Origin of the sequence: Allohoeflea poritis, assembly GCF_027889715.1 — a bacterium.
Lineage (GTDB): Bacteria > Pseudomonadota > Alphaproteobacteria > Rhizobiales > Rhizobiaceae > Hoeflea_A > Hoeflea_A poritis.
This window is the reverse complement of sequence record NZ_JAPJZH010000001.1, coordinates 294,435-319,384: the sequence shown is the minus strand read 5'-3', so window position 1 is coordinate 319,384 and position 24,950 is coordinate 294,435. Positions and strand designations below refer to the sequence as shown.

The window sequence follows — 24,950 nt, the reverse complement described above, 5'->3', positions numbered from 1 at the left end:
AACAGGAGACGCAGGGCTGTGACCATTCACACGCAGACGGCGCTACCCGAAGGCGGCAAGGCCCGCCGCGTTTACCTGTTGTTGCGGGATGATATTGCCAATGACCGGTTCGCGGAGGGCTCGCTTCTGCCCGGCGAGAACCGCCTCGCTGACAGCTATGGCGTGAGCCGCGTCACTATCCGGCGCGCGCTCGATGCACTGGCCGCCGACGGCTGGATCGAAAAACGAACCGGTGCCGGCTCGGTGGTTGTTCCACGCAGCGGATCAGATTCCAAGATTGCCGCCAACTTCGCCACGCTGATCCCGCAGTTGGTCGAGTTTGACAAGCGAACAACCGCGCGGCTTTTGTCTTTCTCATACGAGCGTGCACCTTCCGCGGTTGCCAGATCGCTGGGGCTGCCAGAGGACGGCAAGGTCCAGACAGCCGTTCGCGTGCGCCTGTCGGACGGGCAGGCGTTCTCCCACCTGACCACCCATGTCCCGGAAGACATCGCGCGCAGTTACGATGAGGCGGACCTGGCGACGCAACCGCTCTTTCGCCTGCTTGAACGCAGCGGCGTGAAGGTCGAGGGTGCACACCAATCCGTAACGGCAACGCTTGCCACGCCCGATGTGGCTGACGCGCTCGGCATTTCGGTCGGATCGGCGCTCCTGGCCTTGCGCCGGGTTGTGCGCGATTCCGATGGTCGGGGCGTCGAGCACCTGTCGGCGCTATACCGGCCGGACCTGTTCCGTCTGGAGATGACGCTGAACCGGGTTGGCGCCGGAGAGGCCCGTCACTGGGAACCGGTGATCGGGGCGCAGGACGAATGAAAACCCTGCTCGACAAGCTCTGGGACGCCCATGAGATCCATCGCCGCGACGACGGCGCTTCACTGATGTGGGTCGATCGCCATTTTGTGCACGAAGGCTCGCATCACGCTTTCGCCAAGCTTGCCGGGCGTGGGGGCACCGTGGCCGAGCCGGGGCTTACTTTCGGCGTCGTCGACCATTACGCGCCAACGCGCGGGCCGGCCGCAAGCCCGGAAATCGCCCGGATGATCGAGACGCTCGAAAACAACACGCGTGACCACGGCATCATCTGCTTCGGATTGAACGACCCGCGGCAGGGTATCGTGCACGTCATCGGGCCCGAGCAGGGATTGACCTTGCCGGGTTTGCTCATCAATTGCGGCGACAGCCATACCTCGACCCATGGCGCCTTCGGGGCGCTGGCATTCGGGATCGGCGCCACGGAGGTTGCCCATGTCCTGGCTACCCAAACGGTCTGGCAGAAGAAGCCCAAGAGCATGCGGATCACCGTAACCGGCCGTCTTGCATCGGGCGTCGGCGCCAAGGATCTCGCACTGGCCTGGATCGCAATGCTCGGGGCGGACGGCGCACAAGGACATGCCATCGAATATGCCGGCGACACCGTGCGCGGCCTGACGATGGAAGAGCGGATGACGCTCTGCAACCTGTCGATCGAAGGCGGCGGGCGCTTCGGTATGGTCGCACCGGATCAGACGACCTTTGACTATGTCAGCGGCCGACCCTTCGCGCCCGGTGGCGAAGACCTCGACCGCGCCATCGGCTTTTGGCAGACGCTTTCCTCGGATGCCAATGCGGCCTTCGACAAGGAGGTTGCGCTTGAGGCGTCCGATATCGCGCCGATCGTGACCTGGGGTACGTCACCGCAGGACGCATTACCCGTCACCGGCACCGTTCCGGACCCCTCGCGCCTTTCCGGTGCCGATGCGGGCCGGGTCCGCGCAGCACTTGACTATATGGGATTGATGCCGGGCCGCGCGCTGGCTGACGTCGAAATCGATCAGGTTTTCATCGGCTCGTGCACCAACGCCCGGATCGAGGATTTGCGCGCAGCGGCTGCCGTCCTGTCAGGGCGCCGGGCGAAGGTGCCCGGCCTCGTCTCGCCCGGCTCGCGTCTCGTCCAGGCGCAGGCCGAGGCCGAAGGTCTCGACAAAATCTTTACCGAGGCCGGTCTCGACTGGGTCGGGCCGGGCTGCTCGATGTGCGTGGCCATGAACGGCGATCGCGTCGAACCGGGCAAACGTTGCGCCTCGACGACCAACCGCAACTTCCGTGGCCGGCAGGGCCGCGGCGCCCGCACCCATCTCATGTCTCCGGCCATGGTTGCAGCCGCCGCCATCACTGGCCGCCTGACCGACGTGCGCCCGATGCTTGGCAGCGAGGCCGCGGCATGAGCGGCTGGACCCGACACACCGGCAAGGCAGTCGCGCTCGATCTTGAGAGTGTCGATACCGATCAGCTAATCACGGCCCGTTTCATGTCAACGCCGCGCGCCGAGGGCTATGGCCGGTTTCTGCTGTACGACCTGCGATTCGACAGCGAGGAACAACCGGTTCCCGACTTCCCGCTCAATCGCGTCCCCGACGCCAGCATTCTCGTGGCCCGGCGCAATTTCGGCAGCGGCTCGTCGCGGGAAGCCGCCGTCTATGCGCTTGTCGATTTCGGCATTCGCACCGTCATCGCGCCCAGCTTCGGTGACATTTTTGCGTCGAACGCCGTGAACAACGGGCTTCTGCCGGCGCAGGCCGACGAGGCCGAAATCGATGCCCTGATCGACGAACTCGCCGGCGGCGCGGTCCACGCCACGGTCAAACTGGAGCACGGTGAAATCGAAATCGGATCACGAAAGCTTGCCTTCACGCTCGACGCCGCCTGGCGCGAAAAACTGATCAATGGTTGGGACGATATCGACCTGACCGAACAACATCACCCGGCCATCGCACGATACCGGGACCGGCGCGCCAAGGCGCAGCCATGGGCATTTCCGGCGGGACAAACCGCCGGATGACGATCGGGCGTATCGCCCGCAAAAGCGAAAGCCAGGGCACTGGCACTTGGGATAGGAGGAATTAACCCATGAAAATGCAAATCGCCGCCGGTATCATCGCCGGTTCCATGACGATCGGGGCCGTGGCCAAAGCCGAAGAGGTCATCACGGCCGTCCATGCCTTCCCCGAAACACTGATTTACACGCAAAGCTTCCTGTCGTTCGTCGACAAGGTGAATGAAGCAGGCAAGGGCGTTGTCCAGATCGAGGTTCGAGGCGGGCCAGAAGCGATCGGCATGTTCCAGCAGCCCGACGCCGTGCGCGACGGGATCGTCGATATGGTTTATACGCCCGGCTCGTTCTACGGCGGGGCATTGCCCGAAAAGGACGCCCTCGTTGCCTCCAACCTTACGGCGATTGAGACCCGTGAAAATGGCGGAATCGCTTTGATCGACGAGATCCATCAGGAGAAGATGGGCCTCAAATATCTCGGCTGGTTCGACAGCGGCGTCTGCTACAACCTTTGGACACGGGACGCGCCGAGCTTCGATGCCGACGGCAATCTTGAAGTCGATGGTCTCAAGCTGCGCGGCAACGCCGTCTACAACGCCTTTTTCACAAACTATCTCGGCGCGCAGGTGATCGACCTGCCGACCGGAGAGGTCTACGCCGCACTTCAGCGCGGTGTCGTTGACGCCACCGGCTGGACGCAAATCGGACTGATCGACCTGAAGTGGAACGAGTTCCTGAACTACCGGATCGAACCGTGCTTCTTCTCGACCGACCTCGGCGTGATCGTCAATCTCGATCGCTGGAACAAATTGAGCCCTGAGGCCCAGAAGATCGTCCAGGATGTGGCGATCCAGCACGAGATCGACAGTGTGAATGCGCTGCGCGCCAAGCGTGACGAGGACTTCGCCGCGCTCGACGCGCAAGGCATGAACGTCGTGTCGCTGGAAGGCGAGGCGAAAGCCAACTACCTGCTTGCCGCCCGTGAAAAGAACTGGGAGCGGATGAAAGGCCTGATGGCCGAACATTCCATGGGCACCGGCAACTATGATCGCCTGATCGAACTCTTCTACGATCCGGACGCCGACAAGTAAGCCACGTCAACCTTATCCCCGGGGCATTGATGTCCCGGGGTTTTTCAAGCATCAGTTCGACCATGCGCATTCTGATCCGAGCCTATGACGCGCTGCTTTACTCCATGGCGCTTATCGCAGCGGCAACGCTGGTCTGGCTGATGGTGTCCGTCGTCCTGTCCGTGGCGATGCGAAACTTCGGGGTCCAGCCATGGGCCTGGCTTTTTACATCCGCCGAATACGGTCTTCTTTACATGACGATGCTTGGCGCACCCTGGCTCGTGCGCGAAAAGGGACACGTGCATATCGAACTGGTGACGGCGGCGCTGCCGCCGTATCTGCGTCGGATTGTCAGCCGGACGGTCGCGGCGGCATGCGTCCTGGTTTCGCTCATCCTGGCTTGGTACGGGCTGGAACTGTTCCTCACCAATATCGAACGCAGCGACTATGACGTGCGCGCATATTTCTACCCGCGCTGGCTTTTGACGATCACGTTTCCCATCGCGTTCTCCTTGATGGCGGTGGAGTTTTCCCGTTTCGTCTTCGGCCCCAACCTGATGCATTCCGGCGAGGCGGGGATTCACGAATAATGGAGTGGTACGAGGCGCTCGCGCTGCTGATCGGCAGCATCATGTTCCTGATGGCCATGGGGATGCCCGTGGCGCTGGCGTTCCTGGCGGCCAACATCATAGGCGCCTGGATCTTCATGGGTGGCGAGCGCGGCATCGTCGCACTCCTGAACAATGGCTGGGGCGCATTGACGAAGTTCGCGCTGGTGCCGATTCCGCTCTTCCTGCTGATGGGCGAGATCTTCTTCCATACCGGCCTGGGCGGGCGCATGTTCTCGGCAATCGACAAGCTGCTCGGCAGGCTGCCCGGCCGGTTAAGCTATGTGACCGTGCTCGGCGGCACCGGCTTCTCCACGCTGTCAGGCTCCTCCATGGGCTCGACCGCGCTGCTCGGCTCGCTGATGGTCCCGGAAATGTCGAAGCGCGGATACAAGCGCTATATGTCGATTGGCCCGATTCTCGGCACCGGGGGGCTCGCCATCATCATCCCGCCTTCCGCGCTGGCGGTGCTGTTGGCAACACTGGCGCAAATCGACGTCGGCGCACTGCTGATCGCCGGCATCATTCCCGGCCTGATCCTGGCGGCGCTCTATATCGGCACGATCTTTCTGCAGACCAGACTCGATCCCGCCGCCGCGCCGGCCTATGAGGTGCCGCCGCATTCCTTTGCCGAGAAGATCAAACTCCTGATGACGGACGTTGTTCCGATGATCGGTCTGATGGTGGTGATTGTCATGATGATGATCAACGGTATCGTCACCCCGTCGGAAGCCGCCGCCTTCGGCGCGCTCGGCGTCCTGATCCTGGCGCTCATTTACCGTTGTCTGACCTGGCAGGCGATCAAGGCCTCCATTCGCGGCGCCTTGAGAGTCACGCTGATGGCCTATCTGATCGTCTTCGGATCGGCGACATTCAGCCAGCTTCTGGCTTTTTCCGGTGCCTCGCGCGGCCTGATCAATTGGGCGACCGGCTTCGACTTCGACCCGATCTTCATGCTGCTCATCATGTTCGGTGTGCTGCTGATCCTCGGCATGTTCATGGAACAGATCTCGATGATGCTCCTGACCGTGCCGATCTTCTTCCCGCTGGCCACAAGTCTCGGCTTCGACCCCATCTGGTTTGGCCTGATCATGCTGCTGGCGCTGGAGATCAGCTTCACCACGCCGCCTTTCGGGCTTTTGCTCTTCGTCATGAAGGGCGTGGCCCCGCCGGACACGACGATGCGTGAAATCTACTTCTCGGCGCTCCCCTTTATTTTGTGCTCGCTGATCCTGGTCGCACTCCTGATCATGTTCCCACCGATCGCCACATGGTTGCCGCAGGCCGGATAGGGCCTCCTGATTGCCCGTTGGTCATTGGCGTGATTGCTCTTCGGCACCCGGGCGAGTTCGGTGAAATCGCGAAAAATACCGGCGATCCAACGCCATGTGGCACGGCGGAAATCCGAAAGGTGCGTATGCGTTGCGACTGCGAAGCAATGGAACAAGACGAGTGTGTAAACCGCACCACCATCTGCCCTTGGCCGCCAAGAGAGGTTTTCCGAGGTCGTTATTGAACCGGGGCATGTGTTTGCCTACCATCTCGCATCAAACGCGTTGCCACAAGCAAACACCGGAAAAGAGCACACCGTATGATTGCCTATGTCACTGTCGGTGTCGATGACATCGCTCGCGCGAAACGGTTTTATTCAGCGTTCCTGCCGGCCCTCGACTACGGGTTGGAGGAGGGGCCTGAGGGTCTGAGCTATGCGCTGCCCATACAACCCGGTCAGTCCGTCGCCCCGCCGGATTTCTACGTAAAGCCGACCTTCGATGGACGGCCGGCCTCGGCTGGCAACGGTACCATGGTCGCATTCCAGGCCCGCAGTCAAAAGCAGGTTCGCGACCTTCATGCGGCCGCGCTGGCCGCAGGCGGAAGCGACGAAGGCCAACCGGGTTTCCGTGATGCCTATGGGCCCCAATTTTATGTCGGCTACCTTCGCGATCCCCAAGGCAACAAGATCGCACTCTTTTCAAACGATCCGAACGAACCCGGACGGGACGGATAGGGTCTTTTGCGGAAACTGGCGTACCGCCTTGTTTGGTACATAGCTCAGTCGGATGCCCTTCGCCCTCAGCGAATGCTGTGCGGACAGAGCCGTCCTTCAAAAGGGAGAGTTTTCTTCCATATGCATGTCGGGAACCACGTTGTTCTCAGCAATCGACGTCTTCGCCAGCGCGCCACATCTCGATTGCGCGGGCAATGAACTCATCGATCCGCGTTTCCGTTATCTTTTTCGTCTTGGTGAAACGGATACAGCCCTTGCCGACATTCAGGCCCTGCAACAACGCATTATCCGGGTCGATTTTGGAGGCATTTCCAACATAGAGGCTGACATATTGCCTTTGCGCGTTGAGGTGGAAGACATATCTGTCCCCGTGTCCGTAACCCAGCATCTTATAGTGAATGCGCTCATCCAGTTGCGGCGCCTGCTTTTTGATAAGGGCGCGGATTTCCTGCAATTTCTCGCAACGCCAATCATTCTCAAGCTGCTCAATATACTCAGATGGGGTCTTCGCATCACTCAGCATGGTTCAATCTTGTCTGATCCCTTTTGTGGGCAAATCTGTACCCTTAAGATACCGCCAGTATATATCTCATCTCTTCAGCTCAAAAAAACGAAGTAAATCGGTGTTGCGCGCGAAGCGGTCATTTTGTGGTTTGGATTAAGCCGATGTCCGGCGAACCATGTCAGGCGGATGGTTCTATACCCGTTCTGCTGGCCTCGATTTCCTGATCGACGACCTTTTTGATGGCCTCAAGCGTCCGTTCGAGATTGCTCGGACCCTCTTCGGTGGTGCGCGTGTGGGCGTCGAGGTAGCCGCCGGGGCCGTTATGGCTGATGCCTTTGAGGCGGATTTTGGAGATGAGGCCCTGCTTGCGCGCCTTGTTCCAGTAGGAGGAGCCAAAGATCCGCCACCGGTGGACGAAGAACAGGCCGCTTATCCGGGAAACGCGGTCCGTCGAGCCCTCCAGATGGACGATGCGGTTGAGCGATGCGATGCCGGCGTGCGAGGAAAGCACGCCGCCGAGCGAGAGCAGCGTGAGGCGGCTTTGAAACGCGCCATGCAGGAACGGCGCAGCGCCCAGCGAGATTTCCGCGCCGCCGCTATAGCCGAGCAGGATGACGGGCTGGTGCGACTGCGGCGCATGGCCGTTTTCCAGAAGTTTCTCCCGTATGATGCGGAAGGTGCCGGCACTGTAGATCGGTCCGTAACGCCCGTCGGCAGCGACCAGAACCTGGAACATGTTGCGCAGGCGGATGAGGTTTTGCGTGACGAACGCACGGTGCCGTCCGGAGAACCGCCAGAAGCGGGCGAAGATACGCTGACCGGTCAGCGGAATGCCGGCTGGCGAATAGGGGAAAAAATCCTCGATGACGGTCACATAGGGCAAGCGAAGCTTGAGCTCGTCGAGGAAATGCTGCTCCAGCTTCGGATGCCGTTCGCCGGTGATCGTGCCGATGCCTGTCACGTAAAACACCACCGCTTTCGTTTCCGCCAGGCGGCTTTCATCCGGCATCATCGCGCGAGCACGGTGATTTTCGTCGTCCACATCCTCGTCCGGCCCGGCGGTCCAGCGCGACCACCAGGTCATCGCCTCGAAAGGGGCGGTGATCAACGCGACGAACAGCATCACGCTGGCAATGAGGAACGCCCCGAACAGCAACTGCTGGATATCGGTCATCGGTTGCGGACCCTTTGCTTGACGAATTCCAGAACCTGGTCGGATGTGAAGCGCGAAAGCTGACGGCTGGCAAAGAGAAAGCCGCCGCTTTGCGCGGCGCTGCTTTTGGTGAAGAACATCCGTTCAAGCAACGAGATCGCAACCCAGCCCGAAAGCATGCACACGGCGCCGGGGAGAAAGGGAACCTGCGCGCCGTAGAAAAGCCCGTACATCATGGTCAGGCACGTCCAGCCGTAGAGTATATACGAAATGACGATGCCGATGCTCGGCAGGACCGCCAGGAAGCCGAAGACGAGCGGCGCGGTGGCGACGAATATGACCGATATGAAATTCCATGGTGCGGTCACGACGCCGAATATGATGGCGGCGGAAAGCACGGAACAGGATACCCACGTTCCGAGCCGCACGGTCAGCGAAACGCCGCTGAAGATCAGACCCAGGATAAAGCCGACCGGCGATGCCGACACGAGAAAGAGCGCAAAGCACTGGCCCAGCAAAAGCGACATGCCCGCCAGAAAGACGACCATGGTCGAAACGAACCGGGTGCGGTCGTCCATGGTCGCCGTGTCATAGACGGTCGGGTCAAACCACAGGGCGCGACCGATCATGTCGCGAAGCTGTGTGATGATATCAAACCAATCCATGAAACCGCCCGGTCCGACTACAGGTGCCGTAAAGAGGCTTGCTCATTTCCGGCAAAAACTCAATGCGGTGGAAGCGCCCGCCCGACCGGATGCCGCGCCATAGTGATTTTGGGACACATTCAGGCGACGGCCTGCTGGCATTGCAGCTGTACTCACGGGAAAAAATTTACAGAAATACGACAGGAAAACCAAAACCGGCACTTGCGTATGTTCACTATATGTTCCATTGATGGTTGCCGAGGGAGATCAGCTGATGGACAGGAACGCAAAATTCGAAACCTTCAAGGCGCTGCACGAAGGAGAGGGGGCTTTCGTGATCCCCAATCCGTGGAATGCCGGCACGGCCATCATATTGGAAACACTCGGCTTCGAGGCGCTGGCGACAACATCGGCGGGCCTTGCATTTGCAATGGGCCGATGCGACGGAACGGCGGCGATATCGCGCGAGATGGCTCTTGAAAATGCCCGCGAGATCGTAGCGGCGACCAAGCTGCCTGTATCTGCCGATCTCGAAGGGGGATTCGGCGACCGGCCGGAGGACTGCGCCGAAACAATTCGTCTGGCCAGTGAAGCCGGCCTTGTGGGCGGCTCCATCGAGGATGCGACGGGCGAGACCGGCAGCCCGATCCACGCGTTTTCCCATGCAGTGGAGCGGATTGCCGCCGCTGCCGAAGCGGCGAGGGACCTGCCTTTCCTCTTGACGGCACGATCCGAGAATTTTCTTTACCGCCGCCCCGATCTGGATGACACGATCCGCCGGCTGCAGGCCTTCGAGGAGGCGGGCGCCGATGTGCTTTATGCGCCCGGCCTCCCGGATCTTGAGTCAATCCGGCTGGTCTGCGCTTCCGTGTCGAAGCCGGTCAACGTCGTTATGGGGCTTTCGGGGCCAACCTGGTCCGTTGCGCAACTCGAAAGGGCCGGCGTCAAGCGCATCAGCGTCGGCGGCTCCTTCGCCAGGGCCGCGCTCGGCGGCTTGATCCGCGCCGCCAACGAGGTGCGGGAAAGGGGCACATTCACCTACGCGGTGGAAGCGCTGCCGGATGCGGAAGCGAGGAGGCTGATGGAGAGCAGGACGCGGTAGCTGCTACACGGTAGAGATCCGAATGTCGGGCGCAGGTTAATCTGAAAAAATTCAAACGGTTACATCGAATTTGTGCTGCGCCTTTGGCATGCAGTCGTCAAATGACATGGCCAAATGTCTGTGCATCCATTAGAAATCGAGGAGTTGCAATGTTGTTCGAAATAACCTATTGGTAGTAGAACAAAAAGGGAACAATAGCTCCGATTGTGTCTTGCAACATTGAGGTTTTACCGCTGGTCCACAGAGGAATGTTGAATGTCCGAGAAACGCTACACGCTCAGGCTCGCCTATTTTCCGATTGAGCTTTCCGGCGGAAATCGTGGAAGGTCCGGCACGGCGAATCTGCCGACCGGATACAATCATGCATTCTTCCTGATTTACGACAACGAGGGCGAACTTTTTGAGGAAATCAACGGATTTGCCACTGACAAACACGGCGCCAAAAAGGCTATCGGCTCCCCGCTCGACAGCAGCGACCGGCTGAAAATCCACATATTCGGCAAGAATGGTGATCTTGGGCCGCAGAAAAACGAACGCGTCCTATACGACAACCTGACCGAGGTGGAGTTGAAAGCCCTGATGGCGACTGTCTATTCGCTGAAAGATGAGCTCGACAAGCGCGATCTGCACTACCGGCTTCTCTCGCAAAACAGCAACAGTGTCGCCGCAACGCTTATGGAAGCATGGGGGTTCAAGCGCAGCGACCTTTTCCGTTCTGATTTCTCCCGCAACGCAGATGCCGAAGATCTTCCAACGAAAGGTTCGCTGCCCGGAGCGGAACGTGTCCTGCTCCACAACAAGAAGATGGCCGACTACGCGCAGCGGACACAGTCACTGGTTCAGGGATTCGATGCGATTGAACGATCACTGGCGTCGGATAGCCCCACTGTTCGATACAATGGAGTGGCGTCTGGATTGAAAAAGATATCGCCCCACATCCGGGCACTCGATGATAATGCTACCAAAAGATACCTGCAAGAGGCCAACCGAAGGCTGGGCTTTGGCGCAATCGGTGAATCTGGGAGTTTTGGTTCGCAGTCGGCGTCCGGTCTTGTTCAACAATTGGATTTCAACATATCGCAAAGGCGGTTGGGCAAGCCGGGCGGTATCGATGTTCCGGTTCCGCAGCGCAGCCCGGCTGTCCGGCAAAACCCGTTGCGCCTCAATCACAAGCCGCACGCAAATCAGAACCAGGGCACCGGGCAATAATTGCTCGGACGGCATTTCGTTACCAGGCGCAATCCGGGTGCACGAACCAAAAGGAGACGTGTTGTTGGTGAAATTTTGCAGAGGAGCTGGCCGTAGAACAACTCTGTTGGCTGGCGTGCTAGCAACAAGTTTTGCTTTGACCGGCTGTTTTTCGATTGGCAAACACTATTTTGGGACCGCGGGCCCGCTTGAAGCGGCCGGTCCGGCATGCAGCGCAATAAACCAGCAAGCCGTCTATGAAGCCGCCTTCTTCGAGCTCATGCGCTACGATGGAACCGTTTTCTCCCGCCAGAGCATTGATTACAGAAATGTGTCTGAGAAGGAAATCATTGCGATCGATCAGGCATTTGCCCGGAATTTGCTTCGCAACAATAGCGTCATGGCGGAACCGTCCCCAACCGTGACGGGCCGTTGCCGGATAACATTCAAGATCGAAACATATACTGTTTCATTTAAGGCCGGACGCACGCCCATGCACTACCGGGTGGAGTATTCAATGCGGAATGGACAGATCGAGAACATCTGCCTCGGTCTCAACCTGCGTGAATATGATGCAGAGAGTCTGCTCAGTAACCCCTTGATGACGCTGAAGCCCGAGCTATTTCCGAACTTAAGCCGGGATGCGATCGTAACGAAAAACGTTTTGTACGATGGAGATGACGGCCAAAGCTACGAGGTTTCTGACAGTCTCGCAAAACAAAAGGTCCTTGGATCCCCGTGCTTTGACGCCGCTGGGCAACTGACCGGCTACAAACAGCTCTATCCTGAACTGGCCGAAAAGAAATGAGCGCGACCGGTCTTCCGGCGAACCGGTCAATGCGCCGCAATCGCGCGCAAGCGGTCGCTGAAGGTATCGCCATGAGCCATTCGGCCGCCGATTTTTCGCCAATCATCCGCGACGCGATCATCCAGGCGGCGGTGGAGGCCGGCGGCGGCGATATGGTCGCCTATCTGAAGAAGCAGGCCGAAACCCATCCAAGCGCATTTCTGACGCTGCTCGGCAAGGTGCTTCCGATGCAACTGACCGGCGGCAAGGGCCAGCCCGTCAATCTTGAATTTTCGGTCCGGTTTGTGGCTGCGGATAGCGCGAACGGGTCCGACGCGATCGACAACTGACACCCATCTTTTCGAGGAAATATGGACATTAAATTTCCGGACGTGTTCCGGCCTCTGGTTGCGCCTGCGCGATACAAGGGCGCCTGGGGCGGTCGCGGCAGCGGCAAGTCGCATTTCTTCGGTGGTCTGCTTTGCCTGCGTGCGCTGAAGCAGCAGACACGCGCGGTGTGCCTTCGCGAGGTGCAGAATTCCATCAAGGATTCGGTCAAGCAGCTCATCGAGGACAAGATTTCCGCCTACGGGCTTTCCGGTTATTTCGACATTACCGACACGCAGATCCGTGGGCCCAACGACAGCCTCTTCGTCTTTCGCGGGCTGAAGAACCACAACGCGGCGAGCATCAAGTCGCTGGAGGGATTCGATATTGCGTGGGTGGAGGAAGCGCAGACAGTGTCGCAAAAGAGCCTCGACCTGCTCATCCCGACGATCCGCATGCCGGACAGCGAGTTATGGTTTTCCTGGAACCCGGAGGGCCCCACCGATCCGATCGACCGCTTTCTGCGCAAACAGAAACCGGCCGGCGCCATCGTCGTGCGCGCGAACTATGTCGACAATCCGTTCTTTCCCGACGTGCTGCGTGCCGACATGGAGCGCGACCGCGCTGGCGACCGTCCAAAATACGAACATGTCTGGCTTGGCGGTTACCGGAATGTGTCGGACATGCAGTTCATCGCCCGCGAAACGGTCCGCGAGGCGCAGAAGCGGCAGAGCGAACCGAGCGAGGGGCCACGCATCATGGGGCTGGATGTTGCGCGCTTCGGGGACGACAGGACTGTCCTTCTCCTGCGTGCGGGGCATCAGGTGAGCCGTATCTGGCGCTGGTCGGCGCTCGACCTGATGCAGACGGCCGGGCGCGTCAGCGAGATTGCCGCGCGGGAAAAACCGCACGCGCTGTTCGTGGATGGCGTCGGTGTTGGCGGCGGGGTTGTCGACCGGCTGCGGCAATTGGGCCTGAAGGTCATCGACGTCAATGGCGGCGCGCGCGCCGGCAATGCGGTGCGTTACCGCAACAAGCGCGCCGAGATGTGGGCGAAGATGCGAGACTGGCTGCGTGATGTCGGAGAAATTCCGGATGACGACGAACTGGCCATCGACCTGCAGGCTCCGAATTACGCTTTCGATGCGCTCAATCGTATCCAGATTGAAAAGAAAGAGGACATGAAGAAACGCGGCCTGCTTTCGCCTGATCTTGCCGACGCGCTGGCGCTGACATTCGCCGAAGCCGTTCACCCGGAGCGTATGAATGCAGCGGCGAACTTCAGGCGTGCCGCCAACGTGTCTTACAATCCATTGGAGGGCTGGTGATGGTGGAGATCAGGCCGGCAACATTGCGTGACGTATCGTTCATCGCTGCCAATATGCGTGAATGCGACCGCGACGAGATCTTCTGCCAGGTCGCTCCTGGAACGAGGCCGGCTGAGATCGCCGCATTCTGTATCGGGCGCGGGCAAAGCTGGACGGCTTTCCTTAACGGCCTGCCGTCAGGCGCGTTCGGTTTCAGCGAGATCAGCGATGGTGTGCTCAACGGCTGGGCGTTCGGCCGTCCCGGCTTCGAGCGTTGCATTCCTTCGGTAACGCGCTTTGTCTTTCGTGAGGTGGTTCCGGGATGGTTCGAGGCCGGTATCCGGCGCATCGAGGTGCGCACCATTGAAAACCACGAGAGCGCGCACCGCTGGCTGGAAGCTGCCGGCGCGAAACGCTGCTGCACGCTTGAGGACTGGGGCAGGGGCGGCGAGCGCTTTTATCTTTATGCCTGGATCTGCCGAAAGGTGCCGGACCACGTCATTCAGCGATGGCTTTCAGCAACGCCTGATTCCAGTTCGGCATTGACAAGAACAAAATAAGAACACACTATAGGGTTGCGATACCGGTTAACGTTCAGGTACCAGACAAGGCTGTGTTTTGATGGGAAAAAATTGGGAATGTGGATCCTCAGAGCGTTTCTTGGTCTGACCTTGTTGCTGGCGCTGTTCGTGCTGCTGTTTGTTTTTCAGCGCACTTTCATGCCGCCTGAGCGTTTGATTGCCGTCCAGAAAAACCAGATGATCGAGCAATGCAATCTGAAGCCAGGCGACATGATATACATGGACGATTTTCTCTGGGATTCAGAGTACTACGTCGAATATACAACCGGCGATTTCCGCCTCGTCGCCAGACGGAACCTCTTGGGCTCGCTGCTCTGCTTCCCCGGGATCGGTTGCCTTACGTCTCCGCTATTTACCGCCGACTGCTATGCGCCACGGGAGTAAAGGCCGCATTGAGTGACGCCAGCAAGGAAATATCAAAAGTGTTTTCAACCGCCCGCTTTGGCCGATCCACTTGTCAGGTGACAGGCTTGGAAATCTCGGCAACTTTCCATTGGAGCGTATGAAGATAAAAAAATGGGCCCTCAGGATATTCATAGACGTCATTGCCGTCTTCGCAATTTTCATCTTGTTGGCGTGGTTTCGTGGGTACGATTATCCGGACCGGTTGGTCGCGGCCAATCTGAAGCCGATCGCCAAGGAATGCGGCATGGACGAGACCGACAAACTGATCATCGATTCGTACCTGGCTGATTCCGACTACTACGCCGAGAACCTGAATGGGAGCTGGCGGCATGTGGCCCGGCGCTCGCATTTGGGCGAGATGCTTTGTTTCCCGGTTGTCGGCTGCCTGACAAAGCCGGTCTATACTCCGGAATGCTATGGAAATAGGCGTCACCGGTAGGGAAGGCGTCTGCAGAGTTTCCAATCATGCATGTTTAGCAAAAGAGACGCCCGGAAAACTGCGCGCGCCTGATCAATTCAAGCGATCGACTGAAGTTCAACTCCAGGGAATATTGACATGGAACCCAAGAAAAGGACCTACGCGCGGCGCGACTCTATGACGAGGACGGCACGTTCACGCGCGATACGGTCCATGACGTGCTCACCCGGCTCTTTTCGCAAAAGGGCATCCTGCTTCCGGATGCGGGCAGCGGAACGCCGAGCCTTGCGCGCAGGCGGATAGAGGCCAAGCGACGCCACGGCGTCCTGAAGAAAGATGACGTCGTAGAAATGATGCGCAATCTTAGGTAATGACATTGACCGGAACAAAATAGGAACATAATCTATGGTTGAGGAATTGTTCCATGTTTTGGGGAGCGCGCACGGAAAGAGGAACCGAAATGAAGCACCTGGAATTGTGGTTGTTTTTGGGATTTTTTGGAGCGTTCTTTGCCGCACTGGCCGTGTGGATTTATTTGGATACCGCCGACGATCGTCCCTCTCTTTTTGCTGAGGAACACATCGAAATACTGCGTGACGGCGGCGCGATCAGAAGCGACGATCCTCTCTTTGCCGGCCACGAACGCCTGTGTCTGTTTGGCGTGCATAGTTCGGAATTTACGGACCACGGCTGCGGCATTTTCAATCAATCGGCCATCGCCCTGTTTCGCCATGGACAATGCGAAGTGTATTCGCCCCGCAATGTGCCGGCACGCATAATGATCGAATATGACTGGGCATGCCGAGACCTGAGCGAAGGCTTTGAGTTGCGTATATTCGGCGCCGAGGAAAACTACCCTGGACGTCTGTTTTTTGACCCATAAATTGGAGAGCAACAATGGGCAATTTTGTCCCAGATATCAAATTATTGAATAACGAAGTCAACAATTTGTCTGACAAATTCAAAATACGAAATGAGCAGGGCCCAAGAAGAAAGATCAGCATAAAAACGCATTCGCCCATGCTTATGCGTCCGCCATTCTGAGATACGAAAACAATTTGTGATATTCCAATGTTTTGGGCGGGCTGCGTGAATACAAGAGCTTCGCGGGTGGCTCATGGAATGCCCTTCGGGGCAAGTACAGATACTCTCTGGATGGCGTGTGGCGGGACGGGCACCGCGACTTGTACAACAATCACATCGGCAATCAGATCGCCGCCTATGCGAAGGAAAACCGTCTGCCGCGGAAAGCCATTGCCTATCTCGTGCTGGATGCCGTGAACACCAAGCAACTGGTCCTCAACGAGTTTGAAGATCCACGCGTGGGCGTCTTGTCCTTTGTCGATCCCAAATACAAAGGCCCGTCTTGGGATGGGCTGAAACGCATGAAACATGTACTCGGATTGGAATGGCCGTGATACCGTCCGGGCATACCAGTATTATCAATCGCCAATTTGACGCATCGAGACAAAGCGGGGCAATGTCTCTAAGACGAAAGACGATGTCGGAGAGCTGGTGCAGGGTCTCAGGTGAAGATATTGGCAGGAACAAAATAAGAACACAATCATTGGTGGAGAATGGACCACCCCTCGATCGGTCGCCCTTCGGGAATTGCGTCAATATGTGAAACGGATGGAATGGCTATAGCCAGGTCAACAATATGGCAAATCGCAGCCGCGATGGTCGTGACGCCTCTGCTTTTCTTCGCCCCCCGGGCGATGGCAACGGAGGCTGAACTTTCGACCTGCGAAATCGAATCCGTACAGCAGGCCGGCGACGCCATTCGGAGCGCACTGAGGGGGAAGCGTTACGATGTCATCCATTGCTTCGTTGAAAGCGGATATGACATCAATTCGACGGCTTTGTTCGGGGAAACGTTGCTGGATCGTGTTGTCAGCTATGGGTACTTGGAGTTGGTCGAATACCTGCTTGCGCGCGGCGCAGCGCTGAACCTTTCCGAGCGACCGACGATTACGTCTGCCATTACCGGGCTTGGGGTGGACTTGCACGACATCGCAAAGCCGGACGGAGAGCCGTTTTCGAGCCTGGAAGATCATTTTGGGGTCTTGAGATCCTTGCTTGAGAATGGTGCGCAACTGGATGAACGGTTCGAACATGGAACGACCACATACATCGTCCTGATAATGGATTTCTGCGATCGTGAATGGCATGACCGCATAGCCTACTACGACTTCTTGGATGACATTTCAGCGAACGACCCGAAAGCAATTGAACCGACAGGCCCTGACAACACCGCTGTCAGAAACATGTGGCTGCAGGTAGCTATGGGACATCTCGACGAGGAGTGTGTGGAGCGCTCGTTCAAATCTTTCCGAGTTGCCAACGAGAGGGAGTTTGTAGCAGATGAGTAGGAGGAGCAGGCAATGGCGAATTCCAAGAACACGTGAAACGATCCTTCAGGAACGAACCGACAATATCCTTCAGTCAGCGTACAGAGACGGAGAAATCCTGCGTAAATACAGGCAGGGATTTTCGACCGGCAACGAGCAGTTTGATGCTTTTATCAAGCGCGTTGATCCGTTGCTGTCGACAAATCAATTTCTTGAAGCGGTGGACCGTGCATTGACAGAGTCACAACTGTTGTGGCGACCCAACGAAATGTTGAGACAGCAATTATTCAGACTGGAGCAGGACCTGCACAAGAACGTCGGGGAAAATCTGTCAAACGAACATCGTGAGCGGATAAAGGACCTTGCACAAGAAGCTCTGAGAAAAGGTGTTGAAGGCAGAAAGCTCTACGAGAAAACAAGCCGGCCAAAACAGGTCAAGACAAGCAGGATCGGGACGGTGAACGCGGAACGGAAGAATAGACTGGCCGATGAGCGGCGCGGTACACAGAACCCGCCGTCGACATTGCGCATGCGGCCGGAGATCCACCCTCTTCTGTCCGGTCAGTTGAAGCCGGGAGACGTCCGGGGCGGGCGGCTGTCCCCGAACATGTTGCGCATGCTGATGGGTGGCACCGTGCCGAGGGTGAAAGGCGTGACACGACTTGTAGATATCGCAAAACAGCCTTTGGACCCGATTGACTGAAAATCCAGGGCAGACGGCGCCTTTCGCACAACGCGACGGATGTGGCCGAATTCCCCCTGCGGAATTCGTTCTTTAATTCCAGGCAATTGGAACGAAACCGGCTGCGCAGGCACTTTACAGCATCCATTTGGGAATGGCCTCACCTGCGATGATTACCTAGTGTGAAGAACACAGCCAAGAGCAACTGGCTTGTTGCCTGCCCGCACTTGGCGGAACGCGTATCTCAAATTTCGAACCTGCCTTGAACGCTGCCCTTGCCGGGTGCCGTGCAAGGGCCGTTGCCCACAATCCCGTTACAACCCACGAAAGGTGATCCCATGTGCTTCAGCACCAAGGTTCAAACCCCCGAGCCGGTCGCGCCGCCGCCTGTGGCCCGCGACAAGGATGCAAACCTGCGCGTCGAGGCCCGGCTGCGGCGCCGGCGTTCGCGGGGCGCACGTGCCAATATCTTCACCTCTGCGCTCGGCGACAGCGGCTTCGGCGGCAGTGTCGTTTCCGGCGCGACGCGGCTCGGGCAGTCGAACACATGAGCGGCGTCATCGACAAACTGCTCGATCGCCTGGCGCAGCTAGAGGACGCGCGCCGGCCCTGGGAGAGCCACTGGCGCGAAATCGCCCGCTATGTCGCGCCGCACATGGCATATCACGAAATGCTGGAGGCGGTTGGTGGCGCGTCGCGGCCCTATGGCGCTCAGCAGGCGCCCAACATCTACGACCATACCTCGCTGATGGCGATCGACCGGCTGGCGGCGGGCGAAATATCGCTGGTCATGCCGGCCAGCGCCACCTGGCATACGCTCAAAAGCAGCGACCCGTTCGCCGGCGAACCGGATGACGCGGAAAAGCGCTGGTTCGACGACCTGACCCGCTACTCCTTTCGCATGCGCTACAACCCGGTTTCCGGATTCACACTCGCCAGCAAGGCGGCGGTGAAGGGCAGGGCGGCTTTCGGGACCAGCGTCATGTATCTCGAGGAAGCAATGGGACGCGGTATTTCCTCGCCGGTCTCCTACCGCAACGTGCCGCTGCTCGAAAACCATCTGGCGACGAATTTCGAAGGCGTGGTGGACACGAATTTCCGCGTTTTCACGCGCACCGCCCGCCAATGCGTCGAGCGGTGGGGCGACAAATGTTCCGACAAGGTCCGCAAGGCCGCCGAGGATCCCAAACGGCAGGAAAAGCCGGTCACGCTGGTCCATGCCGTTATGCCGCATCCCGAGGGCAACGAACGCCCGATGCGTTTCGTTTCCTACTATTTCGAGAAGGACGAGAAGCACCTGATCGGGCAGGGCGGCTATCGCAGCTTCCCCTATATCGTCTTCCATTGGAACCGCGAGCACCAGGGGCCCTATTGCGAGGGGCCGGTTTCGCTGGCGCTGGCCGAGATCAAGTCGGTCAACATGCTGTCGAAGCAGGAATATATCGCCACCCAGCAATGGGTGAATCCGCCGACGGCGCAACGCGACGATGCGGCCAACCCGCCGAATCTCAATCCCGGCGCGCCCAATCCCGGCCTGTTGAGCGAGACCGGCGAGCTTCTGATCCGGCCGATCATCACCCAGCAGCGACCGGATTTCGCCCGCGCCGTGATCGAAGCCAAGCAGAACCAGCTGCGCGACAGCCTCTATGTGAATCTATGGCAGATCCTCATCCAGAACCCGCAAATGACGGCAACGGAAGCGTCCATTCGCGCGCAGGAGAAGGGCGATCTTCTTGGCCCCTCCGGCCTTTCCCTGCAGGAAGGCCTGGCGCGGATGATCGACCGGGAATTCGCGATCCTCGAAAGCAAGGGCGTGTTCCGTCCCGGGGCCGCGCTTGCCGCGCCTGAAAGCCTGCAGGGACGCGATGTCGGCGTTGCCTTCACCGGCCCGCTCGACAAGATGCGCCGCGCCGGCGAGATTGTCGGCATGCAGCGTGTGCTGGAGCTTGCCGGCCTGATGGCGCAGATGGGCAAGCCCGAGGTGCTGGAGCGTTTCGACATGGATGAAATGCTCGATATCGCACAGGACATTCATGGCGCACCGCGCTCGATCTTCCGCCCGGCCGACGAGGTGGCGAAGGATTCCGCCAAGGCGGAACAGCTTCAGCAACTGCTGGGTTCGATGGACATTATTCGGGCCGGCGGCGAGGCGGCAAAGGCCGCGGCCGAGGGCGGCAGGGCGCTGGGCGCGACCGGACCGGACGGAGCGCTCGACCCGCAGGCCCTGGCGGCGATGCTCCAGGACGCTACTGGCGGACAGGTCGATGAAACGGAGCTGCAGCAATGACGAAAGCCATGCATTCATTGTCCACCGGCAAGTCGGGCGGCCGGCGCCGCGACGCATCCGCAATGAGCGAATTGCAGGGCGCCTATCACCGGCTGTTCTTCGGCAAGGGCGCGACGCCCCAGGACCAGTCCGTCGTGCTGGCGGACCTCTCGGCCTTCACTGGGTACTTTTTTTCGCAAGATGCGGAAGCGACCGGCGAGGCGCTGCGGGAGGCGAACGCCATGCGCCGGGTGCTCGCCCGCATCATCCGGCTCGGCCTCGGCGCCGAAGGCGATCTTTCGGCGCTCTATCGTGCGGCCGTCACTGAGACGCTCGCCACGCGGGAGGAGGGCCGGACGTTGTAACCGCCGCCGAATGGATCGGCCGCATTGACACTGGAACAAAATAAGAACACAATTCAGGGTAGAATTCGTGTCAAACTTCTTCAACGGCGGTGAAGTGTTTGATGACAGACAAGATTGAGGGCGCGCCCACACCGGCGCGGCCAAGGGAAAAGAACATCTACACGGTCATGGCTACGGCGGGCTGGTTTTTTCCGTTGGTCTTCAGTGCGTTGGTGACAAGAACCATGGATATCTTTGTTATGGGGGTAATGTACGTCTTTCCGATGACGATCCCGCTGCTCATACTCTGTATAATCTCGGTTTTCAGATACGACCGCAGGATGTGGCTGGCATTCACGCCTTTTGTGACCTATTCGCCCCTGACATTTTATTTTTCGGTGATTGCACCATGACCCCGGTCTCAAACCGGTTCAACCGGGCCAATTCGATCCTCGGCAAGCACAAGGCGGTGTTCATCGCCCTCGCGTTTCTGACATGGATCTCGCCGCCTGCTTCTCTTGTGTTGCTCTCGGAGGGTTGGACACCGCTCGCCTTGATTTTAGGGCCAGCCCTTTTCTTTCCGCCGGTAGGCCTGATGGTGGTCCTTTCAATCGTGGCAATACGACACTATCACCCGCTCATGTGGCTGTCCTTCATTTCCGTTGCCACAACCATCATTTGGATGGTTTGGCTGGAAACGCCCTCATAGGGCAGCCGCCAATCAAGACATTCAGCTCGACAGTGGTTCATCAGGTACCTGGCATGTGCCAGTGTGCCGCGACGCTGAAGTGCGGTGCTCAGGAAATGGCTGAACTTACCGGAGATGGACAATCCGGGCGGCAGGGCAGGAGCACAAAAATAGGCCGCAAAAAAGGGCCACCCTTCCCGGAGTACGGGAGAATTGGCCCCTTCGCGGATGCTTGGCTAAGTTATCCGGCCCTGATCGGAACCGCCCGCGCAACTGTGAAAAGAATTCAGGCTGCGCCGCCGGAACTTACACGTCGTCGAAAATATCCGGAACTTTTACGCCGGAGAACGTTGGCTCGACCTTCTGCCCGGCCAGCCGCGCAAGGCCTCCGCGTTTGATGACTTTCGGTGTTTCGTAGTCTTTCTTCACGGTGATGCCCCCAAACCGTTGTACAAATCGCAAACGACCGGTCCTGATCGGCCGTTGAGCCGGGCTACTCGATTTCAGGAATTCTGATTGTTATTCCCGATATTTTCGGATCGATTTTTGCTGTTGCTTCGGCCAGCTTGCCGCGTCTGGATACGACCGGTGCCTCGTAGGGCTTCTTCATGCTTCACTCCGGTTAGTCTTTATAGTGTGTTGGACTTGCATCTATCAGGACGGCTCGTCACCCAAGTCGGGTATGCGGACAGTGATCCCCGATATCTTCGGATCGAGCTCAGCTGTCCGATCGGCCAGCCTGCCGCGTTTGGAAACGATCGGTGTTTCGTAGGTCTTCTTCATTTCACACTCCCTGCGTACGCGCACCGGGCATTCAACCTGGGCGTTGTTCAGCACTATTACTGAGGGACTGTTGAAGCGATCATGGTCCGCTCAACCAGGATCACGGCTCTTCGTCAAAGATGTCGGGCACCTTGACACCGGAGAAGACAGGCGGTCTCGCCGTAAGATTCGCCAGGCTGCCTTTCTTCGCAACCTTAGGTGTTTGGTACTCTTTTTTCACAACTTGCCCCCAGAATCGTTCTTATCTCAAAATTCAACTACGATTAATCGCCACATGTGTCAATTTTTGCACAGGTGATGAATTGAGTGGCAAGTCCGAATATTTGATATCTTGGTAAATATGCAACAGCGCGCAACGGTACGTGATCCGGTTTAGGAACCGTCAGCGAATGCCGACTAAAGCCGGCCGCCCTTGGAGCTCGATCCGGACAATTCGCCGATGAGTTTGTCGATGCCATCGGTGTTATCGCGAACGAAATCGCGGCCGGCCTTGCGGATATTCGCGATGTTTTCCGGCGAGGGATCGAATGCGCTGTTGTCCGGCGGAATTGCCGGCGACAGGACCGTCAGATTGATGTCGATATCGGAGTCAAAGGTTTCGTGTTGTTCCAGCGCTCCGCGGCTGACCGTGGTCTCGCCGCGGTAAACCAGCCGAAAGGCGGGCGTGAACCATTGCAGCATTCCGCCCTTGATGCCGATGTCCTCGGTGATGGAGAAGTCTCGCGTCGTGCCGAGCGCAACGACAACGAACTCCGTCGCTTCGGGGAGGTGCTTTCGCGCATGGATATAGGCGACATCGCCCGGCGCGTTGAGGATCAGGCCGGGATCGCCGTAGAAATAATCGCCATGCTTGTCGCCGGACAGGATGACCGCCGGAAAAATGGTGGGAACGCTGGTGACGGCCGTGATCAGCGGCCAGAGGTAAAGGTTTGCTTCTTCGCGGTTCCAATTGCGAAAAACCTTCAGGCCGCTGGTTCGTTGCGAGTAGGCCGGAAACATGGCCGGGCGAAGAAAGTCCCTGAAGCGTGCCGTGCCGAAGACCTCCTGCGCCGTTTCGATGCGGCCCTTGTTGGTCAGCATCGGACCAAACATGCCGAAGCCGGTCAATATCGTGTGGTGCCGCGGACCGGTAAACACTTGCCCGGCGAATTTCTCATAGGCTTCGATTGCCTCATCGGCGGTCATCGGCTGACCGGTTTCGGCATCCGGGTTGAGCAGCAAAGTGGAAATGATCGCGCCCGTGGACGCGCCGGCAACAAAATCGAACAGCTCGTAAATGCGCTTGCCGGAGCGCTGCTCGATGGCCTTGAGAACTTCGAGATCGGCCAGCCCATCGAGGCCGCCCCCCTCAATGGCCAGGATGCGGGCGCGATGCGGCACCGCGGTCTCGACCTTGAGCGGATCGTGGAAGGTCGATTCCGCCGGCCATGCAGCAAGCTCGTATTCATATTCGGCCAGATGCCGGCTGTAGACGTAAGCGACGACGACAAACAGGATGGCGGCCAGGGCCAGGAGCCCAAATATGGTTGTGATAAAGCGGATCAGCCGTCGCAATGTAACCACCCGTTCTTGTACCGGCCGCGATTCCCGGAGATGGCGAGAATCAGCAGGGTCAAAACCTGCAACCCATGATACGCCAAGATTCGGATGAGCGGTACAAGACCCGAAGTTCCTTCGCGGCCCGGTCACCGATGTCAATAAATTGACTGCCCGGGCCGGGTCGTTTCAGTTCCGCATCGTGGCCGGCAGATACAGGGGCAGTTGCGGCAGTCCAAGATGATGATGAGGCAGATGAAGAGCTTCGTCGACCGGACGGGCGGTCTCTGGATGAAGGGCGCGCTTGTCAACAAGGTCGCCCCGGCCATGTCGTCGACGGCGACCCAGCACGGAGGAACTCCTCGCCATCGCCACAGCACAGGCTGCGCTGCTGCGCCCCGGCATGATCATCGTGCCGCTTTCCTATACCTATCAGGGTCAGCGTGTCGCGGAGATCGCCGCGAAGCTCAACGCTCGATTACAATACAAGCCCCGTTCGCCGCTCGGGCGGGGTTCGCCGGGATTCGAATTTGAGAAGATCTCCATTTGCCAACAAATGGGAATGAATTCAAAAGGGTAGGCGAGACGGCACTGTGCCGCCCTCTTGCAGTCAGCAATTGGGATCGCGGTCTGTGGGCGAATTCCTTATAAACGCATTCGACCGCTTGAAAATCGCATCACCACGCCCACGCAAATGCTCGCCACGATCGACTGTGGTACTTCCATGACCAGCGATATTCTGATAAGAACAAAATAAGAACACAATTTTGGGTAGCAATGGCGCGAGCCTATATGCATCCGTTCGAACATGGGAGAAGTGCGATGCGGGTCAATCGGTTTGCCGATGTGTTATGCGCAGCAATCGTGGCGCTCGGTGTATATTTGTCGGCGTCCGCTGCAGGCGCGCAGGTTGTCTTCTGGATCGAGCCGAAAAACGGCTTTCAAGCGGTCAGTGCCGAGGACTTCGAAAAGATCAAGCGCCTGGAGCGATCCGTCTTCGTGTCCGAACTGAAGCAGGACGAAATTGCAATCCAGGACTTCAAGTCCGAAAATCGCATCTACCGCGTGCTGCGCTTCTGTCCCCATGAGTATACGACTGAATGTTTTACGTCGTTCTACCGTGACGATCTTGCCGATGAGAACCTGTTCCTGGCGACGAGGCTGCCGGGCATAACCGCCGCCCAATACGATTCCTTCTTCTTTTGCAAAGACTGCGGCGAGTCCTACCAGGTATGGTTCTTCAGTCCAAATCGCCCGTTGTCTCCTTACGCGTGTCCAACAATAGCTTACCTTACGGACGACAGAGCGACATTAAACTTCGGCGCCGGTTGCTCCAATTGAGCAACCATTCTGTTTCAATAGCCCAACAGGATGACCAACTTGGAAAT

Annotated in this window: 32 protein-coding genes; 25 read left to right on the top strand and 7 right to left on the bottom strand. The window is 58.4% G+C overall.

Translation table 11 applies throughout. From position 1 onward, the window contains the following. Positions 1-18: 18 nt before the first annotated feature. From OOZ53_RS01625 to OOZ53_RS01595, 7 genes are all read left to right on the top strand, one after another. A complete protein-coding gene (locus tag OOZ53_RS01625; protein ID WP_271087545.1) occupies positions 19-813 on the top strand; it encodes a GntR family transcriptional regulator in 795 nt (264 codons plus the stop codon). After that, the gene (gene leuC, locus OOZ53_RS01620) at positions 810-2,204 is read left to right on the top strand and encodes a 3-isopropylmalate dehydratase large subunit (RefSeq protein WP_271087544.1); all 1,395 of its coding nucleotides are present in this window, start codon (positions 810-812) and stop codon (positions 2,202-2,204) included. The genes OOZ53_RS01625 and leuC overlap by 4 nt, the downstream gene beginning before the upstream one ends. Next, positions 2,201-2,818 (top strand): 3-isopropylmalate dehydratase small subunit, encoded by a 618-nt coding sequence (gene leuD, locus OOZ53_RS01615; protein ID WP_271087543.1) that lies wholly within the window; start codon positions 2,201-2,203, stop codon positions 2,816-2,818. Before leuC ends, leuD begins: the two co-directional genes overlap by 4 nt. A gap of 68 nt (positions 2,819-2,886) precedes the next feature. Continuing rightward, entirely contained in the window at positions 2,887-3,900 is a 1,014-nt protein-coding gene (gene dctP / locus OOZ53_RS01610) for a TRAP transporter substrate-binding protein DctP (RefSeq protein WP_271087542.1), read from the top strand. Positions 3,901-3,929: 29 nt separating this feature from the next. Next, positions 3,930-4,469: a TRAP transporter small permease gene (locus OOZ53_RS01605; protein ID WP_271087541.1), complete on the top strand. Its 540-nt coding sequence runs from the start codon at positions 3,930-3,932 to the stop codon at positions 4,467-4,469. Then, positions 4,469-5,779, top strand: a complete 1,311-nt coding sequence (locus tag OOZ53_RS01600) for a TRAP transporter large permease (RefSeq protein WP_271087540.1) — start codon at positions 4,469-4,471, stop codon at positions 5,777-5,779. Before OOZ53_RS01605 ends, OOZ53_RS01600 begins: the two co-directional genes overlap by 1 nt. Positions 5,780-6,078: 299 nt before the next feature. Then, a complete protein-coding gene (locus OOZ53_RS01595; protein WP_271087539.1) occupies positions 6,079-6,495 on the top strand; it encodes a VOC family protein in 417 nt (138 codons plus the stop codon). A gap of 145 nt (positions 6,496-6,640) precedes the next feature. Here OOZ53_RS01595 and OOZ53_RS01590 read toward each other — a convergent pair whose 3' ends face one another. From OOZ53_RS01590 to OOZ53_RS01580, 3 genes are all read right to left on the bottom strand, one after another. After that, complete coding sequence (locus OOZ53_RS01590) at positions 6,641-7,018, bottom strand: iron chaperone (protein WP_271087538.1); 378 nt, start codon at positions 7,016-7,018, stop codon at positions 6,641-6,643. A 160-nt stretch (positions 7,019-7,178) separates the two neighbouring features. Then, complete coding sequence (locus OOZ53_RS01585; RefSeq protein WP_271087537.1) at positions 7,179-8,174, bottom strand: hypothetical protein; 996 nt, start codon at positions 8,172-8,174, stop codon at positions 7,179-7,181. Then, positions 8,171-8,818: a hypothetical protein gene (locus OOZ53_RS01580; RefSeq protein ID WP_271087535.1), complete on the bottom strand. Its 648-nt coding sequence runs from the start codon at positions 8,816-8,818 to the stop codon at positions 8,171-8,173. Before OOZ53_RS01580 ends, OOZ53_RS01585 begins: the two co-directional genes overlap by 4 nt. Before the next feature lie 253 nt (positions 8,819-9,071). Here OOZ53_RS01580 and OOZ53_RS01575 point away from each other — a divergent pair, with 253 nt between their 5' ends. From OOZ53_RS01575 to OOZ53_RS01540, 8 genes are all read left to right on the top strand, one after another. Next, a complete protein-coding gene (locus OOZ53_RS01575; RefSeq protein WP_271087534.1) occupies positions 9,072-9,899 on the top strand; it encodes an isocitrate lyase/PEP mutase family protein in 828 nt (275 codons plus the stop codon). A gap of 255 nt (positions 9,900-10,154) precedes the next feature. Continuing rightward, positions 10,155-11,108 (top strand): hypothetical protein, encoded by a 954-nt coding sequence (locus OOZ53_RS01570; protein ID WP_271087533.1) that lies wholly within the window; start codon positions 10,155-10,157, stop codon positions 11,106-11,108. A 64-nt stretch (positions 11,109-11,172) separates the two neighbouring features. Next, positions 11,173-11,895, top strand: coding sequence for a hypothetical protein (locus tag OOZ53_RS01565; RefSeq protein WP_271087532.1), 723 nt, complete (start codon positions 11,173-11,175; stop codon positions 11,893-11,895). Positions 11,896-11,924: 29 nt separating this feature from the next. Beyond that, the gene (locus OOZ53_RS01560; protein WP_271087531.1) at positions 11,925-12,224 is read left to right on the top strand and encodes a hypothetical protein; all 300 of its coding nucleotides are present in this window, start codon (positions 11,925-11,927) and stop codon (positions 12,222-12,224) included. A 21-nt stretch (positions 12,225-12,245) separates the two neighbouring features. Continuing rightward, complete coding sequence (locus tag OOZ53_RS01555) at positions 12,246-13,529, top strand: PBSX family phage terminase large subunit (protein ID WP_271087530.1); 1,284 nt, start codon at positions 12,246-12,248, stop codon at positions 13,527-13,529. Beyond that, on the top strand, positions 13,529-14,068 hold the full coding sequence (locus OOZ53_RS01550) for a hypothetical protein (protein WP_271087529.1): 540 nt from the start codon (positions 13,529-13,531) through the stop codon (positions 14,066-14,068). The genes OOZ53_RS01555 and OOZ53_RS01550 overlap by 1 nt, the downstream gene beginning before the upstream one ends. 78 nt (positions 14,069-14,146) lie before the next feature. Continuing rightward, positions 14,147-14,473, top strand: a complete 327-nt coding sequence (locus OOZ53_RS01545) for a hypothetical protein (RefSeq protein ID WP_271087528.1) — start codon at positions 14,147-14,149, stop codon at positions 14,471-14,473. 118 nt (positions 14,474-14,591) lie between these two features. After that, the gene (locus OOZ53_RS01540; RefSeq protein WP_271087527.1) at positions 14,592-14,933 is read left to right on the top strand and encodes a hypothetical protein; all 342 of its coding nucleotides are present in this window, start codon (positions 14,592-14,594) and stop codon (positions 14,931-14,933) included. A 137-nt stretch (positions 14,934-15,070) separates the two neighbouring features. Here OOZ53_RS01540 and OOZ53_RS01535 read toward each other — a convergent pair whose 3' ends face one another. After that, the gene (locus OOZ53_RS01535) at positions 15,071-15,289 is read right to left on the bottom strand and encodes a hypothetical protein (protein ID WP_271087526.1); all 219 of its coding nucleotides are present in this window, start codon (positions 15,287-15,289) and stop codon (positions 15,071-15,073) included. 83 nt (positions 15,290-15,372) lie between these two features. Here OOZ53_RS01535 and OOZ53_RS01530 point away from each other — a divergent pair, with 83 nt between their 5' ends. The 9 genes from OOZ53_RS01530 (at position 15,373) to OOZ53_RS01490 (ending at position 21,264) form a co-directional block, all read left to right on the top strand. Then, on the top strand, positions 15,373-15,795 hold the full coding sequence (locus OOZ53_RS01530; protein WP_271087525.1) for a hypothetical protein: 423 nt from the start codon (positions 15,373-15,375) through the stop codon (positions 15,793-15,795). A 193-nt stretch (positions 15,796-15,988) separates the two neighbouring features. Further along, a complete protein-coding gene (locus tag OOZ53_RS01525; protein ID WP_271087524.1) occupies positions 15,989-16,330 on the top strand; it encodes a hypothetical protein in 342 nt (113 codons plus the stop codon). 219 nt (positions 16,331-16,549) lie between these two features. Then, positions 16,550-17,284, top strand: coding sequence for an ankyrin repeat domain-containing protein (locus OOZ53_RS01520; protein WP_271087523.1), 735 nt, complete (start codon positions 16,550-16,552; stop codon positions 17,282-17,284). Continuing rightward, on the top strand, positions 17,277-17,966 hold the full coding sequence (locus OOZ53_RS01515; RefSeq protein ID WP_271087522.1) for a hypothetical protein: 690 nt from the start codon (positions 17,277-17,279) through the stop codon (positions 17,964-17,966). The genes OOZ53_RS01520 and OOZ53_RS01515 overlap by 8 nt, the downstream gene beginning before the upstream one ends. Before the next feature lie 317 nt (positions 17,967-18,283). Continuing rightward, a complete protein-coding gene (locus tag OOZ53_RS01510; RefSeq protein ID WP_271087521.1) occupies positions 18,284-18,496 on the top strand; it encodes a hypothetical protein in 213 nt (70 codons plus the stop codon). Beyond that, a complete protein-coding gene (locus OOZ53_RS01505; protein ID WP_271087519.1) occupies positions 18,493-20,232 on the top strand; it encodes a portal protein in 1,740 nt (579 codons plus the stop codon). The genes OOZ53_RS01510 and OOZ53_RS01505 overlap by 4 nt, the downstream gene beginning before the upstream one ends. Next, entirely contained in the window at positions 20,229-20,576 is a 348-nt protein-coding gene (locus tag OOZ53_RS01500) for a hypothetical protein (RefSeq protein WP_271087517.1), read from the top strand. The genes OOZ53_RS01505 and OOZ53_RS01500 overlap by 4 nt, the downstream gene beginning before the upstream one ends. A 101-nt stretch (positions 20,577-20,677) precedes the next feature. After that, positions 20,678-20,968: a hypothetical protein gene (locus tag OOZ53_RS01495; RefSeq protein ID WP_271087516.1), complete on the top strand. Its 291-nt coding sequence runs from the start codon at positions 20,678-20,680 to the stop codon at positions 20,966-20,968. Continuing rightward, a complete protein-coding gene (locus OOZ53_RS01490) occupies positions 20,965-21,264 on the top strand; it encodes a hypothetical protein (RefSeq protein WP_271087515.1) in 300 nt (99 codons plus the stop codon). Before OOZ53_RS01495 ends, OOZ53_RS01490 begins: the two co-directional genes overlap by 4 nt. Positions 21,265-21,549: 285 nt before the next feature. Here the strand turns inward: OOZ53_RS01490 and OOZ53_RS01485 are convergent, their stop codons facing one another. The 3 genes from OOZ53_RS01485 to OOZ53_RS01475 all read right to left on the bottom strand — a co-directional run bounded on the left by OOZ53_RS01485 (position 21,550) and on the right by OOZ53_RS01475 (position 23,580). After that, complete coding sequence (locus OOZ53_RS01485; RefSeq protein WP_271087514.1) at positions 21,550-21,672, bottom strand: hypothetical protein; 123 nt, start codon at positions 21,670-21,672, stop codon at positions 21,550-21,552. A gap of 225 nt (positions 21,673-21,897) precedes the next feature. Continuing rightward, on the bottom strand, positions 21,898-22,026 hold the full coding sequence (locus OOZ53_RS01480) for a hypothetical protein (RefSeq protein WP_271087513.1): 129 nt from the start codon (positions 22,024-22,026) through the stop codon (positions 21,898-21,900). A gap of 396 nt (positions 22,027-22,422) precedes the next feature. Then, positions 22,423-23,580, bottom strand: coding sequence for a patatin-like phospholipase family protein (locus OOZ53_RS01475; protein WP_271087512.1), 1,158 nt, complete (start codon positions 23,578-23,580; stop codon positions 22,423-22,425). An 804-nt stretch (positions 23,581-24,384) separates the two neighbouring features. Here OOZ53_RS01475 and OOZ53_RS01465 point away from each other — a divergent pair. Next, on the top strand, positions 24,385-24,903 hold the full coding sequence (locus OOZ53_RS01465) for a hypothetical protein (RefSeq protein WP_271087511.1): 519 nt from the start codon (positions 24,385-24,387) through the stop codon (positions 24,901-24,903). The last annotated feature ends 47 nt before the right edge of the window (positions 24,904-24,950 follow it).